The organism is Hazenella coriacea (assembly GCF_004341825.1).
GTDB classification, from domain to species: Bacteria; Bacillota; Bacilli; order Thermoactinomycetales; family Thermoactinomycetaceae; genus Hazenella; species Hazenella coriacea.
Genome location: NZ_SMAG01000003.1, coordinates 112,083 through 124,899 on the forward strand (window position 1 = coordinate 112,083; position 12,817 = coordinate 124,899).

At 39.0% G+C, this 12,817-nt stretch carries 16 protein-coding genes and 1 tRNA gene; 3 read left to right on the forward strand and 14 right to left on the reverse strand.

The genetic code is table 11. The annotated features are described in order from the left end of the window. Positions 1 to 295: 295 nt before the first annotated feature. Positions 296 to 1,231, reverse strand: coding sequence for a VanW family protein (locus EDD58_RS06680; RefSeq protein WP_165875849.1), 936 nt, complete (start codon positions 1,229 to 1,231; stop codon positions 296 to 298). Positions 1,232 to 1,528: 297 nt separating this feature from the next. Here EDD58_RS06680 and EDD58_RS06685 point away from each other — a divergent pair, with 297 nt between their 5' ends. Beyond that, positions 1,529 to 2,872 carry a cytochrome ubiquinol oxidase subunit I gene (locus EDD58_RS06685; protein ID WP_131924087.1) on the forward strand — a complete coding sequence of 448 codons (1,344 nt, stop codon included), beginning with the start codon at positions 1,529 to 1,531 and terminating at the stop codon, positions 2,870 to 2,872. Next, positions 2,872 to 3,885 carry a cytochrome d ubiquinol oxidase subunit II gene (locus tag EDD58_RS06690; protein WP_131924088.1) on the forward strand — a complete coding sequence of 338 codons (1,014 nt, stop codon included), beginning with the start codon at positions 2,872 to 2,874 and terminating at the stop codon, positions 3,883 to 3,885. The genes EDD58_RS06685 and EDD58_RS06690 overlap by 1 nt, the downstream gene beginning before the upstream one ends. 40 nt (positions 3,886 to 3,925) lie before the next feature. Here the strand turns inward: EDD58_RS06690 and EDD58_RS06695 are convergent, their stop codons facing one another. From EDD58_RS06695 to EDD58_RS06750, 12 genes are all read right to left on the reverse strand, one after another. Further along, positions 3,926 to 4,675, reverse strand: a complete 750-nt coding sequence (locus EDD58_RS06695; RefSeq protein ID WP_341539266.1) for a gamma-glutamyl-gamma-aminobutyrate hydrolase family protein — start codon at positions 4,673 to 4,675, stop codon at positions 3,926 to 3,928. A gap of 108 nt (positions 4,676 to 4,783) precedes the next feature. Then, complete coding sequence (locus tag EDD58_RS06700; RefSeq protein ID WP_131924090.1) at positions 4,784 to 5,002, reverse strand: DUF378 domain-containing protein; 219 nt, start codon at positions 5,000 to 5,002, stop codon at positions 4,784 to 4,786. A gap of 116 nt (positions 5,003 to 5,118) precedes the next feature. Continuing rightward, positions 5,119 to 6,222: a flavodoxin-dependent (E)-4-hydroxy-3-methylbut-2-enyl-diphosphate synthase gene (ispG, locus tag EDD58_RS06705; RefSeq protein WP_131924091.1), complete on the reverse strand. Its 1,104-nt coding sequence runs from the start codon at positions 6,220 to 6,222 to the stop codon at positions 5,119 to 5,121. 348 nt (positions 6,223 to 6,570) lie between these two features. Continuing rightward, positions 6,571 to 6,774, reverse strand: a complete 204-nt coding sequence (locus tag EDD58_RS06710) for a YqzE family protein (protein ID WP_131924092.1) — start codon at positions 6,772 to 6,774, stop codon at positions 6,571 to 6,573. A gap of 42 nt (positions 6,775 to 6,816) precedes the next feature. Then, positions 6,817 to 7,341, reverse strand: a complete 525-nt coding sequence (locus EDD58_RS06715; protein WP_165875850.1) for a shikimate kinase — start codon at positions 7,339 to 7,341, stop codon at positions 6,817 to 6,819. Positions 7,342 to 7,364: 23 nt separating this feature from the next. Then, complete coding sequence (locus EDD58_RS06720) at positions 7,365 to 7,745, reverse strand: hypothetical protein (RefSeq protein ID WP_131924094.1); 381 nt, start codon at positions 7,743 to 7,745, stop codon at positions 7,365 to 7,367. Continuing rightward, positions 7,729 to 8,046 (reverse strand): hypothetical protein, encoded by a 318-nt coding sequence (locus EDD58_RS06725; RefSeq protein ID WP_131924095.1) that lies wholly within the window; start codon positions 8,044 to 8,046, stop codon positions 7,729 to 7,731. Before EDD58_RS06725 ends, EDD58_RS06720 begins: the two co-directional genes overlap by 17 nt. A 122-nt stretch (positions 8,047 to 8,168) precedes the next feature. Beyond that, positions 8,169 to 8,579, reverse strand: coding sequence for a pilus assembly FimT family protein (locus tag EDD58_RS06730; RefSeq protein ID WP_131924096.1), 411 nt, complete (start codon positions 8,577 to 8,579; stop codon positions 8,169 to 8,171). Beyond that, positions 8,576 to 9,028 (reverse strand): GspH/FimT family pseudopilin, encoded by a 453-nt coding sequence (locus EDD58_RS06735; RefSeq protein ID WP_131924097.1) that lies wholly within the window; start codon positions 9,026 to 9,028, stop codon positions 8,576 to 8,578. Before EDD58_RS06735 ends, EDD58_RS06730 begins: the two co-directional genes overlap by 4 nt. After that, positions 9,018 to 9,368: a competence type IV pilus major pilin ComGC gene (locus EDD58_RS06740; RefSeq protein ID WP_165875851.1), complete on the reverse strand. Its 351-nt coding sequence runs from the start codon at positions 9,366 to 9,368 to the stop codon at positions 9,018 to 9,020. The genes EDD58_RS06735 and EDD58_RS06740 overlap by 11 nt, the downstream gene beginning before the upstream one ends. A 13-nt stretch (positions 9,369 to 9,381) precedes the next feature. Beyond that, positions 9,382 to 10,422, reverse strand: coding sequence for a type II secretion system F family protein (locus EDD58_RS06745; protein ID WP_165875852.1), 1,041 nt, complete (start codon positions 10,420 to 10,422; stop codon positions 9,382 to 9,384). Continuing rightward, complete coding sequence (locus tag EDD58_RS06750) at positions 10,394 to 11,494, reverse strand: GspE/PulE family protein (RefSeq protein ID WP_165875853.1); 1,101 nt, start codon at positions 11,492 to 11,494, stop codon at positions 10,394 to 10,396. The genes EDD58_RS06745 and EDD58_RS06750 overlap by 29 nt, the downstream gene beginning before the upstream one ends. A 415-nt stretch (positions 11,495 to 11,909) precedes the next feature. Here EDD58_RS06750 and EDD58_RS06755 point away from each other — a divergent pair. Then, a tRNA-Gln gene (locus tag EDD58_RS06755) sits at positions 11,910 to 11,984 on the forward strand. Positions 11,985 to 12,069: 85 nt separating this feature from the next. On the opposite strand, the gene EDD58_RS06760 is transcribed toward EDD58_RS06755, so the two are convergent. Next, positions 12,070 to 12,768: a TerC family protein gene (locus EDD58_RS06760; RefSeq protein ID WP_131924101.1), complete on the reverse strand. Its 699-nt coding sequence runs from the start codon at positions 12,766 to 12,768 to the stop codon at positions 12,070 to 12,072. Positions 12,769 to 12,817 lie beyond the last annotated feature (49 nt).

The following is a 12,817-nucleotide window of genomic DNA, read 5'->3' on the forward strand; positions in this document are numbered from 1 at the left end:
CATTTTTTAACAATATATGGATCCAGATCCTGTCAGGTTGCTGTTTTTCTGTCTCACTCTTGTAGCAGAACCGCAAAAGTTGCTTATCAGAGAAACACCTCCCCGCCTAGGTACTTTTAAATCAATCCACTTGATTTCCAATTCATTCAAGTTGTTTTGCTCAAATCAAGTCATTAACAAAAACTCCTTCCTGTCAATCAAGGGAGCAAATCTGGGTAATATTTTGTTGGAATCAATCTTTGAAGGAGATTTTTTATATCCTTATGTGAAGAGGGTTGCCTTTATTCAAGTGCTTCTAAGAAGAAGGGATCATGCGTGGCTTAAATTGAATGGTTTTGGGACCATAAATCATTACTTTCAATCCACCGTTTTTCATAGTTGCCACAATTAAAATAGGCTCGTTTAGTTGGTTTTGAAATTTAAAATCAGGTCCTCCCCAAGAGACTGTCGCATCTCGATGTTTAGGTACATAAGTCACCTGCTTACTATGACTCACTCGTTGCACAATATGAAGTCCTGCTTGATCCACGCCATTAAATAATGTAGAGGATGTTTGGCAAATGCCACCCCCAATTCCCTCACTGAACTCCCCTTTCACAATCACTCGTGCAGGGCGGTACCCCTTTTTAATGGAACGTGGTCCAACAACTTGATTAAATGAAAAAATTTCTCCTGGCAATAAGACCACATGATCAATCGCATCGGTTGAAAGACGTATATTATGGGAGCGATTTCGGTTATTAGGGTTGTAATAAGTCACATAAGAACCTAATAACTGTTGCTTCAAACTTTTTAATTTATCTGTAGTTAAAGAAGGTTGCAGCCAAATCACAGGTAATTCCACTGGTTGTTGAAGATAGTCATGAATGGAGTCAAGCCATTGCCAAACTTGATCGCGATCCACTTGCACTCCTAAACGATGAGGGACCAGCTCCCGATTTTTATAGTGAGCGGATTGTGGAGTTCGATTCACTTTTTTTTCAACTTCAAGGCGTAACCAAGTCATAAATGCCTGCCGATCAAGGGTAGTTGGATCAATTCCATCAAAACCCACTTGATGTAATGGAAGCTCCCATTGTTGGTCTCCAAAGCGAATCGTCAATGTAGGTGATAGTGGAGAGTTATGTAAATGATCTAGGTTGGATTTCCCAACCACTGGAGACTTCCATCCAAAGATCAATAGTGACACAGTCAGAGAAAATACAAGAAAAAATCGAATGAACCATTGCACAAAAATCCCTCCTAACATTTGATCTTAGTTTGCATCAAAAGTGGAGGTTGTATGAACACGCTTTTACCGTTGGGAAAATGATTGTGGCATCTCATTTGGAAGCCATTTCGCAACAATCCAGATAAAATACATTAAATTATGTCAAAAAAATAGAGAAATAGTGATAAAAAAATATATAAAATGCAACAAAGAAATGGTCATTTTACGACTAATCAGTGAAGCAAGCTATTCATTTGGACAGTCTGCCGTATGATAGAGATGAAAGAGAGTTCAAGGTTTGACTAAGGAGGGAGAGTTATGGATTCGGTTTTTTGGAGCCGGATGCTTACAGAAGAAACGTTAGCCTTTCATATTATTTGGGCTACAATCGGCGTGGGAGTTCCATTATTTATTTCAATCGCAGAGTTTATAGGGATTAGAAAAAAAGACCCTCATTATATATTAATGGCTCGGCGTTGGACAAGAGGATTTTCAATCACGGTAGCCGTGGGAGTTGTCACGGGTACTTGTATAGGTCTATTGTTATCCCTTCTCTGGCCTCAATTTATGCAATTGGCTGGAAATGCTATTGGCTTACCCTTATTCATGGAAACATTTGCTTTCTTCTTTGAAGCTATTTTTCTAGGAATCTATCTCTATACTTGGGATCGCTTTAAAAACCCCATCATTCACTGGTTGATGTCGATCCCTGTTGTGATTGGATCTACATTTTCAGCGGTTTTTATTACCATGGTGAACTCGTTTATGAATACTCCAGCCGGAGTCACTCTAGATCCAATCACAAACAAGATCCTGAGTATTGACCCCATCGCAGCTATGTTTAACCCAGCTACTCCATCTAAAGTATTTCATGTACTCTCATCTGCTTATTTGACAAGTGGCTTTCTATTAGCAAGCATTGCTGCTTTCTACCTCTTACGTGGACGTACCCATGAATACTACAAAAAAGCACTCAAGCTAACGATGATCCTTGGCTTTATTCTTTCGCTAGTCACTATCGTTGCAGGTGATATCTCTGGTAAATTTTTAGCCAAGTATCAACCAGCGAAGCTTGCCGCTGCTGAGTGGCATTTTGAAACACAGACTCACGCTCCACTCATTTTTGGGGGAATTTTAGATGAAGCCACTCAAGAAGTGAAGTACGGGATTAAAATTCCTTACGCTTTAAGTATTTTAGCAGATAGTAAGCCATCTACTGAGGTCATCGGCTTAAATGATATCCCCGCCGATGAGCGACCCCCGTTGTATATCCACTATCTTTTTGACGCAATGGTTGCCATCGGAATGTATCTACTCCTGATCTCAGCCTGGTTTCTCTATAAATCGATTCGCAAAAAGCAAAGTATGTATCACCCATGGTTGTTACGAGCCATTGTATGGGCTGCACCTCTCTCTTTTCTCGCCATTCAACTGGGATGGTTTTACGCTGAAGTAGGTCGACAACCATGGATCATTACGGGTGTCATGCGCACAGGGGCAGCAGCAACAACAGCAACCAACGTAGATACTATGTTTATTCTATTTACCGTTCTCTATGTTGCTCTAACCCTAATGACATTTGGTGTATTGATTCGTCTCTTCAAAAACCGCCCTGCTGAAAAAGAGCTCAAGGAAAGAAATTACAGTAAGGAGTGGGAGTGATGCAACTAGAATGGATCGGCATAACTGTCCTATGGGTATTTCTTTACGGCTATTTAATTGTTGCCTCGATCGACTTTGGGGCTGGATTCTTTTCTTACTACAGTATGTTAACCAAGAAAGACCACATTACAAACAAAATTATTGAACGCTATCTCTCCCCTGTATGGGAAGTAACAAATGTTTTTCTAGTCTTCTTTTTCGTAGGAATCGTTGGCTTCTTCCCAGATACTGCTTATTATTTTGGGACTGCCTTACTCGTTCCTGGAAGTATTGCTTTAATTCTGTTGACAATTCGGGGTTCCTTCTATGCTTTTGCTCATTATGGAGTCCGTAAAAACCGAATCTATATGTTTTTATATGGACTCACAGGGCTATTTATTCCAGCTTCTCTTTCCACTGTATTAACCATCTCTGAAGGTGGTTTTATTGAAGAAGTAAATGGAAAAATCCATTTTTATGCAGAGCGTTTATTTACAAGCCCCTACTCGTGGGCAGTTGTCTTCTTGGCATTAGTGAGTGTTCTATTTATAAGTGCAAGCTTCCTCACCTTTTATGCACAGCGAGCGAAAGATGAGCAAGCAATGAATCTATTACGCCGATATGCCCTCTTTTGGGCAGGACCTACGATTTTGGCTAGCCTTTTAGTTTTTTGGAGTTTATCTAAACATAATCCACAGCATTTTGCAGCAGCTCTTGATGTCGGTTGGATGTTTGGGGCTTCACTTCTTTGCTTTATCGTTGCTGTCTATTTCATTTGGAAGAAACGAAATCTAGGACTCGCCTTTGTATCGGTCATGTGCCAATTTGCTTTCGCCTTTTTTGGTTATGGGATCTCCCATATGCCCTATCTACTTTACCCATATATCACCGTACAAAGTGCTCTCACCAACACCACAATGGGATGGGCCTTAGTAGCAGCCTTTATCGGAGGATTACTCTTACTCATTCCTTCCTTGGGACTATTGGCGTGGCTATTTCTTTTCAACCCTGATTATGTACGGGGAAAAAAATGACTCATGTGAAGACCACTTTTAGGAGTGGTCTTCTTTTTGATTACTTACATGCTTGAACAAAGGCTTGAAATAATTTTTTCGCATCCTCCGTGGTTTGAGTCATATGTTCAGGATGCCATTGAACTCCGATCATAAATGGATAGGAAGTTCCTTCAACCGCTTCAACCACACCATCACTAGCAGTTGCGGACACTCTTAGTGAAGGGGCAGGATTACGATTGGCCTGATGATGGTAAGTATTTACTTTTGTAGAGATTTTACCAATGATTTGATGAAGCAAAGTATTTTCTTCGATTCGAATGAGATGAGCACCATGACTTCGAGGTGCTCGTTGGGAATGTTGAAGTAACTCTTGCTTCTGACTTGGAAGATCTTGATACATATCTCCACCTAAAGCAACATTGAGGATTTGGCAACCCCGACAGATTCCAAAAATCGGTTTTTGATGAACCATGCATTGTTCAATTAAAGCAATCTCCATCTCATCTCTTTCTGGCTCGATGCCTCCTAAACCTGGGATGGGTTCTTCATCAAACAAAATAGGGTCAATATCTCCCCCACCAGTTAGTAGCAATCCATCAATATAATGAGCCCACTGATTGATGACTGTTTGATCCACTGTATATGGTAATAGGACAGGAATTCCTCCAGCTTGAATAATAGCATCCGTATATTGACGGGCCGTAAATTGTTTGTTTTCTTCCAAAGACATTGTTATTCCGATAATTGGCTTCATAAAGACACCTCTATTTTTTCTGATCTGGGTGTTGATTGTTTTTAACTCTCCCATAGTCGATTATATGCAATAGTCATTGATTTCAAAAGTCATTCGTTTTCAATCTAAATAAAAAGTAAAAACTCCAGACAAAACCGTCTAGAGTTTAAAATAAATATTATCTTATTCTACATTAGCTCGGGTACGATCATCTGTAAACAGGTATCTAATTGCATAAATTCCTGCTATGCCAACTAAGGTATAAATGAGGCGGCTAAATCCTGAAGATTCACGAATTGCATCGCCACCAAAAATGGCTGCAACTAAATCCCATTGAAAAATCCCCACTAATAACCAGTTAATCGCACCAACAATCACTAAGGTTAATGCTACTCTACCCATGATGATTGTCCTCCTTTAATTTGGGTCACAGTTAGTATGGGAAAGGGACTCTTTTTTTATACAAAAACAACCCTTAGTTATTTTAACTAAGGGTTGTAATGCTGATTCAAGCATTTTTATTTTGCATGGATCGCATTTTCAGCCTGTTGTTTTTGAAAATATTCTTCTGCTAATTTATCAATTTCTTTTTTCAATTCGGTGACCATGTCTTTCTCAGGGATTTTGCGGATAATTTCACCATGGCGGAATAAAAGTCCTTCTCCACGAGCCCCTGCGATTCCGATATCTGCTTCTTTTGCTTCACCAGGACCATTAACGGCACAACCTAGGACTGACACTTTAATCGGTGCGTGAATGGAGGAAATATACTCCTCAACTTCATTCGCAATACTGATCAGATCAATTTCAATCCGTCCACAGGTTGGACAAGAAATTAAGGTCGCTGCATTGGCTGCCAATCCAAATGATTTTAACAGTTCACGCCCTACTTTTACTTCTTCAACTGGGTCTGCGCTTAAGCTGATCCGCATCGTGTTCCCAATCCCCATAGACAAAATAGCACCTAATCCTGCGGCACTTTTAACTGTTCCTGAGAATAAGGTTCCAGACTCAGTAATTCCTAAATGCAAGGGATAATTAAACGCTTCAGATGCCTTTTTATAAGCTTCAATCGCTAAACGGACATCAGAGGCTTTTAAGGAGACAATAATATCATGAAAATCTAAGTCCTCTAAGATTCCAATGTGATACAAAGCACTCTCTACCATACCTTCAGCCGTTGGATATCCATATTTATCTAAAATTCTTTTTTCGAGTGATCCGGCATTTACACCAATTCGAATTGGAATACCACGTTCTTTCGCTGCCTTTACAACAGCCTCTACTTTTTCACGGCGACCAATATTCCCTGGATTGATTCGGATTTTATCAATTCCACCTTCAATCGCTTTGAGGGCCAATTTATAATCGAAATGAATGTCAGCAACTAAAGGCACTGAAATTTCCTTTTTAATTTCAGGTATCGCTTCAGCTGCTCTCATGTCTGGACAAGCAACCCTAACAATTTGACACCCCGCCTCGGTAAGACGATTAATTTCGGCGACTGTTGCTTTTACATCATGTGTTTTAGTCGTGGTCATACTCTGAATTACAACTTGATCATTTCCACCAATTTGTATATTTCCAACTTTAACTGGTCTAGTTTCCGTACGATGGTACATGAAGCAATCGCTCCTTTTATTCATACATAGAAGTTTCCACTGATGATACTCAATTTATGCGGTTGTTGCATCAACCCGTCACAGATCACTTTAAGTTTTGAACGAATGTCTTATTCCTTATTCCATTTATGCAACAAGCTCCAACTGATTAGAGGCTTCAGTAGAATGGCATAGTCAATGAATCGGCAAGTACCTTACTCCCAATTCATAAAAAAAGTATACCATACATCTACAACAAAAAAGGAGCTAACCTAGCTCCTTAACATAAAACTAAAGGTAATCTCTGTACTTGTCCAGTCATTTTTTGAAAAAAAGATAAATCCTAAAGAGAAAAATAAACTCATTTTTTTATTTTTCAGTGAACCGTCCACGTTGCAAACGGCTTTTTTGTTTATCCACATACATTTTCATTGAAAAAGGAATCATCCCAAACCATCTTGTAGACCAAGCTTCTCGATTTGATTTTTTAATCGCTTTTCTTTCAGTTCTAGGTGTTTCCATAAACCAAACCATTCGCTCCAATAAATAAGTAAACCAATCTCTAAATGACATATTCATACACCTCATCTATAGCATCGACGCATATGGAGAGATTTAAACTGTATTTGTCTGCCAATGGGTTAGGATCTCCTGTACAATTTCATCAATCGTTCGGTCGGTGGTATCAATCATCCAGTCTGCAAAGTCATACATACCCTCTCGTTCTTTCAACAATTGTTTTACACGTGTCTCAGGATTTCCCTTTAACAGAGGTCGATGGGGATCCTGTTTGACTCGACGTATGATCTCTGAAGGAGAAGCCGTCAGTTGGTACACCCAACCAGCTTCTTTCATTTGGGTCTGATTGATTGATCTTAGAACAATGCCACCCCCTGTTGTCACTACTGTGGGAGAATGCGACGGCTCAAGTGCTTTACAAAGAAGTTGAGATTCCTTTTGTCGAAATGAATCTTCTCCGTAAGTAGTAAAATACTCATCAATCGTCATCTTTTGTTGTTCCTCAAACCACTGATCTAAATCAACCCATGGGATTTCCATCTGTTTGGAGAGTTTTTTACCCACGGTTGTTTTTCCAGTCCCCATAAATCCAACTAAAATCAAGTGTTTTTTTGTATTCATCATTCACTCACCCAGTTTTTATCTTATCGAAACCACTTTTGAATAGCTAGTGTACGAGGTGAGAGATACACTTGAACCGTTTGCTTTACTCCTAACGAGCCAAATGCTGTTGCTTGTAGATGAATCTGATCTGAATCACGTGCTTTTACCTTCACATGAACTTTGAGTCCATCTACTTGATATTCAACTTCACTGGATCGATCCTGACTTTTACTTAATCTTTGCTGCATCAAAGCAATTCCACTTTCTGCTGCATACTGGACACGTAACTTTTCCCAGTATAAATTCTCCGTTTGCCGACTTCTAATTGATTCTGCGATTAGCAAAGACACCAAAATAAAAATAATGATAGAAACTGCTGATACAATGGGTAAAACCATTCCCTCTTCATCTCGCAGATGCATTGAGGTCTGACCTCCCCGAAATCGTGGTCATGATCTCTAAACTGGTATGCCAATTTTGTAAACCAATATCGAAGGTAACTCTATTTTGATCTGGAATGAAAACAACCATGTAGACATGGTTCATCAAAACTGTATAGCCTTGAAAAGTATTTTCTCCTTTGACTTTCACGCTTCGAATAATCTTTCGACCTTTTAATTGATATCGAATCTGGTCTCCATTGGATAAATCAAAGATGAGTGCTTGCTGTTGGTCTGTGTGGAATCCTTTTCCCTGTTTGATCTCTTCTTGTACCCAATTCATGAAAGATAGATACTCCATTTTTAAACGATGGGTACCCACCATTTGCTTAACTTCCATCTCAACTGTATGCGAAATCAAAAACAAAGAAGGGAGTAAAAAACATAGGATGGAAAGAGAAATGATCAATTCAATATAAGTAAATCCTTCTTCTTGTTGACAGAAGGAGCGAAATAATGCGTAACGAGATGGTATCTTTGCGTTTTTCCATTTGAATCTTTCCATGTAATTTCTACTTTCACCTCATTTAATGAACTAGAGGGGTGCTTCGTTTCCCATTTTAGATGATAGGTGAGAGATGATTGATTACGGCTATTCACCTTTTCTTCTCCATTTGCGGAAGCTACTTCTCGCACCTTTTCGATCTTTCCTTGAAGGAGTGCCAATGCTTCACCTTTTGCTTTGTCTCTTAACTGCTGTGACTTTAATTCACTAAAAAGCGGTATGGTAAATGAAACTAGTATCCCTAAAATGAATAACCCTGTTATCATTTCTGGGAGGGTAAATCCTTTTTCTCCTTGCCACAATTTCTTCATGGTTCAATCACCACCTCAGGAGTCCCTGAAGCCACTTGAACTCGAACCTCTCCAACCCTTTGACCATTTAACAATAGTTGAATGGTTCCTCCTCTGACTTGTCCACTTTTCCTAAATACCATCTCATCCTGTGGATAATTTGTGGTAATAAGGTAACGATTTGGAATCTTTGTTTGCCTGAGAATCGTATTTTTCTGTTGAACTATCATCTGGTGTTGGGAACTTTTAAAAATGACTTTCACTTCCTCTTCTCTACTGATCGCTTCAGTACGAGCAAATTGTAAGTCAGAAGCTAAAAAATCAAGAAATAATTCCCGCTCCATCCTTTCACCTAAATGAGCAAACGCTGGGTAAGATAACGTTACGATCATACCCAAGATTGATAAGGTAATGATTAACTCGACGAATGTCCAACCTGCATCGTTGCGAAAATCATTTCTATTTCCCATTCTTCTTACAGTAAATCCGCTCCTCAGGAGAAGCCTTTGGGGATGAGTTTATAACATATTTCCCTTTTCCACCTGGACATGGCGGAACAGATCGAAGATAACCTCTTTTCACCAACTCATCGACATTAGAAGGATATTCACCATATTCCAAATAATAATTATCCGCTTGTGCGCTAATCAGTCTTCGGTTCGCTTGGTCAGCACGCTCCTGAGCCGACTCCCCTGCAGATTTCAAGTTAGGTAATGCAATCGTAATAATAATCCCAATAATAAAGAGAACCACTAACATTTCAATCAACGTAAATCCATGTTCCTCATGAAGCTTGTTTTTCCACTTCAAAAAGATCTCCTCCTTAGATTGCCTTTACCAGTTGGAGTAAAGGTAAAAACATAGAAATAACTGTAATTGCAATCCAGACACCGATAACAAAGATTAAGATCGGCTCAAGGCTTCTTGTCCATTGTTCCGCCTTTCTTCGCATCATCCACTCAATACTTTTAGCTAAACTGAGTAGTGATTCATCCAACCTCCCTGATTGTTCTCCTAATGCAATCATCTTTGTTAATGTAGGTAAAAAGATATCGGGCTTGGACTGAATCGCAGTATATAATGGCATTCCTTTCATCAACTGTTCCTTAGTATGTTGAATACTTTTATTTAGACTTGCCCATGGAGCAGTTCTTTCAATTAGATTAAGTGAAGAGAGTAATGGGATGCCAGCTTGAAGCAAAGAACCTAATTGCAATGAATAAAAATGAGTAAATCGATATCGATATATTTTCTTGATCCATGGAAGATAAAATAACCTCTTTTCCCAGTGAGCTCTCATTTCTTTAGAGCTTTTTCGGATCAATATCACAAAGATCAGGAATAGAACAAACACAATAAAAACCCAAAAGACTAGAATGCGAAGATAGGAGTAAGCAATGATTAACCCTTGTGTAACTAGAGGTAATTCAATCCCCATCACTGTATAAAGCTCTGAGAAATTAGGTAAAACAACTGTAATCATAAATACAAATGCAATTCCTACCAAGATCAACACTATTGCTGGATAAAGAGAAGCTTGTACTAACTCTCGGTACAGCTTAGCTTTTGACTCATAATATTGTTCACACTGCTTTAAACCTTGGGCATAATTTCCGTATTCCTCAGAGGCTCTCATCAATGAGATACACAAATACGGAAGTTGTATCTTTTCTAATGCCTCTGAAAAACTAGAACCCTGTTGAATCATATGTATCAGACATTCTCCTTGTTGTTTTGCAATTAATTGTTGATCTATTAACAATTGAATGCTTTCCAACAAAGGAATCCCGCTTGCAAGTAAATTTCCAAGTTGTTGACTAAACAAAACCACTTGCTCAGACTTCCATCTTTTCTTTTTCCACATCATCCATCACCCGCAAATATTCAGTAAAAGTAGTCTGTTTTTCCTGAACCTTCAACTCTAGGATTTGATTGAGCGAACGCATTCCTTGTTGACGAAAATACTGACGAAGGTGTGTTAAGGTGGATTTTTGGATAATCATTCGCTCTACCTCTTCGTCGATTGTAATCACTTCAAATGCACCTTTTCTCCCTCGATACCCTGTCTCACTACATCGATCACATCCAACTCCCTTGCACTCTATACAAATCAATCGTACTAAACGCTGGGCAATCACTCCTGATAAAGAGGCTGCAATCCGATAAGGCTCTACATTCATATCTAACAATCGAGTGATGGCACTCGCTCCATCGACAGTATGTAAAGTAGATAATACAAGATGACCTGTTAACGCAGCACCAATTGCAATATCAGCTGTTTCACGATCACGAATCTCCCCAATCATAATCACATTAGGATCTTGACGAAGAACAGCTCTTAATCCTTGGGCAAAAGTAAATCCGATCTTCGGTTGAACCTGAATCTGATTAATTCCTCGAAGTTGCAGTTCGATCGGATCCTCAAGTGAAACTAAATTAATTTCAGTTCGATTCAGCTTTTGCATCATTGCATATAAAGTAGTTGTTTTTCCTGAACCTGTAGGCCCCGTTACCACTAACAAACCACTAGACCTTCTTAAAAGCTGTTCGATTCGTTGTCCTTCTTCGTCTTCTAACCCTAACTCCTCTAATACAACAGCTTCAGAATGGCTAGCTAATATACGTAGTACCATTTTTTCTCCGTAAAGGGTAGGAATCGTAGAAAGCCTTACATCCACTGTATCGTCCAAACAGTGAATGGACATGGCACCATCTTGGGGAATTCTCTTTTCACCAATATCTAAGTGTGCCATCACCTTCAGTCGTGATAAGATCGCTGAAGCAAACTCCATAGGAACTTGATCTGTTTGATGTAGAAAGCCATCGATTCTCTGTCGTATACGTAAATAATCTGCTTGGGGTTCAATATGAATATCACTAGCTCTTTGTTTGATTGCTTGGTGAAATAATTCGTTGATAAACGAAATGACATCCACTTCTATCCTCTCTTTTCACAAATGATTAATTAACTCTAAGCGATCATCTTAAGTAACAGATCGATCCAAATCCCATCAGGTCGCGTCAGGTCGCTGTTTCTCTGTCTCACTCTCGTAACGTATACGCAAAAGTCGTTCACCAGAGAAACATCTCCCCTCCTAGGTTCTCTGGATCAAGCCCCTTAGTTTCCAATTCATTCAAGTGATTTGGCTCAAGTTAAATAATTAAGTAAAATTTTGTATAATTTATTCGCCTTATTTTTCCAAATTCCTCCTTCATTCGACAAATTATTTTCTTGCCCTTTCATACAGGAGGTTATTACAACATTAAATCCCCCTCTGCATCCACGTTTTTTATGCAACCTTCTCGTATAAGATAAAAAAATAAGCACATACTAAGTTTATAAAACAATAATGGGAAGTAGCCAAGTGGTAAGGCAACGGACTTTGACTCCGTGATTCGAAGGTTCGATCCCTTCCTTCCCAGCCAATAAAAAAAGAGGTCTCCAATTATGGAAACCTCTTTTTTTATATGCGAAACTTAGCTTAAATAAATAAAACAGCCAAAACAATATTTAAACTGTTTTATGTCTAGATTGATTCCATTTAATTATAAATCCGGCTCCAAGAACCAAAATAGCCGTAACGATCGGGATGACAGTCGTATAAACTTCTTCACTTTGCAAAACACTTTTAAACACCATTGGATCTTCTGCTAACAACTGTCCACCAATATAGCCCAGAATTCCTGATCCTACATAAACCAACCATGGGAACTTGGTCATGATAAAAGAGACAAGTCTGCTTCCCCACATGATGATTGGAATACTTAAAGCTAATCCAAATAACACCAAGCCCATATGTCCTTTCGCAGCCCCAGCAACTGCCAATACATTATCTAAACTCATCACGACATCGGCGATCACAATCGTTTTAATCGCACTTTTCATGTTTGTCCCACCGGAAATATGAGCGTTCGTTTCCCCTTCATCTTCAAGCAATAACTTCATGGCGATCCACAGTAAAAGGACTCCACCAACCGCTTTAAGTAATGGAACTCCTAAAAGAAAAGTAGCAATAATCGTCAAAGAAGCCCTCAATAATACTGCTACTCCCGCTCCAAATAAAATTGCCTTTTTTTGTTGATCTTTCGGTAGATTTCGTGCAGCCATTCCAATAACGACTGCATTATCTCCACTTAATAAAATATCCGCAATAATAATATTAAATAAGGCAAGCAAAATTTCTGGATCTGAGAAAAATTGAGTATCCATAGGTTCTCTCCTTTAATTTATCCAAAACACCATCACGAACAAGGGATTC

Bases quoted from the DNA above. Each gene is read 5' to 3' on its own strand.
- EDD58_RS06690 (WP_131924088.1), top strand. From the start codon at position 2,872: ATGCAACTAGAATGGATCGGCATAACTGTCCTATGGGTATTTCTTTAC.
- ispG (WP_131924091.1), bottom strand. From the start codon at position 6,222: ATGTACCATCGTACGGAAACTAGACCAGTTAAAGTTGGAAATATACAA.
- EDD58_RS06685 (WP_131924087.1), top strand. From the start codon at position 1,529: ATGGATTCGGTTTTTTGGAGCCGGATGCTTACAGAAGAAACGTTAGCC.
- EDD58_RS06710 (WP_131924092.1), bottom strand. From the start codon at position 6,774: ATGTCATTTAGAGATTGGTTTACTTATTTATTGGAGCGAATGGTTTGG.
- EDD58_RS06730 (WP_131924096.1), bottom strand. From the start codon at position 8,579: ATGAAGAAATTGTGGCAAGGAGAAAAAGGATTTACCCTCCCAGAAATG.
- EDD58_RS06735 (WP_131924097.1), bottom strand. From the start codon at position 9,028: ATGGGAAATAGAAATGATTTTCGCAACGATGCAGGTTGGACATTCGTC.
- EDD58_RS06725 (WP_131924095.1), bottom strand. From the start codon at position 8,046: ATGAATTGGGTACAAGAAGAGATCAAACAGGGAAAAGGATTCCACACA.
- EDD58_RS06700 (WP_131924090.1), bottom strand. From the start codon at position 5,002: ATGGGTAGAGTAGCATTAACCTTAGTGATTGTTGGTGCGATTAACTGG.
- EDD58_RS06695 (WP_341539266.1), bottom strand. From the start codon at position 4,675: ATGGGAGAGTTAAAAACAATCAACACCCAGATCAGAAAAAATAGAGGT.
- EDD58_RS06720 (WP_131924094.1), bottom strand. From the start codon at position 7,745: ATGCATCTGCGAGATGAAGAGGGAATGGTTTTACCCATTGTATCAGCA.
- EDD58_RS06715 (WP_165875850.1), bottom strand. From the start codon at position 7,341: ATGAATACAAAAAAACACTTGATTTTAGTTGGATTTATGGGGACTGGA.
- EDD58_RS06745 (WP_165875852.1), bottom strand. From the start codon at position 10,422: ATGTGGAAAAAGAAAAGATGGAAGTCTGAGCAAGTGGTTTTGTTTAGT.
- EDD58_RS06760 (WP_131924101.1), bottom strand. From the start codon at position 12,768: ATGGATACTCAATTTTTCTCAGATCCAGAAATTTTGCTTGCCTTATTT.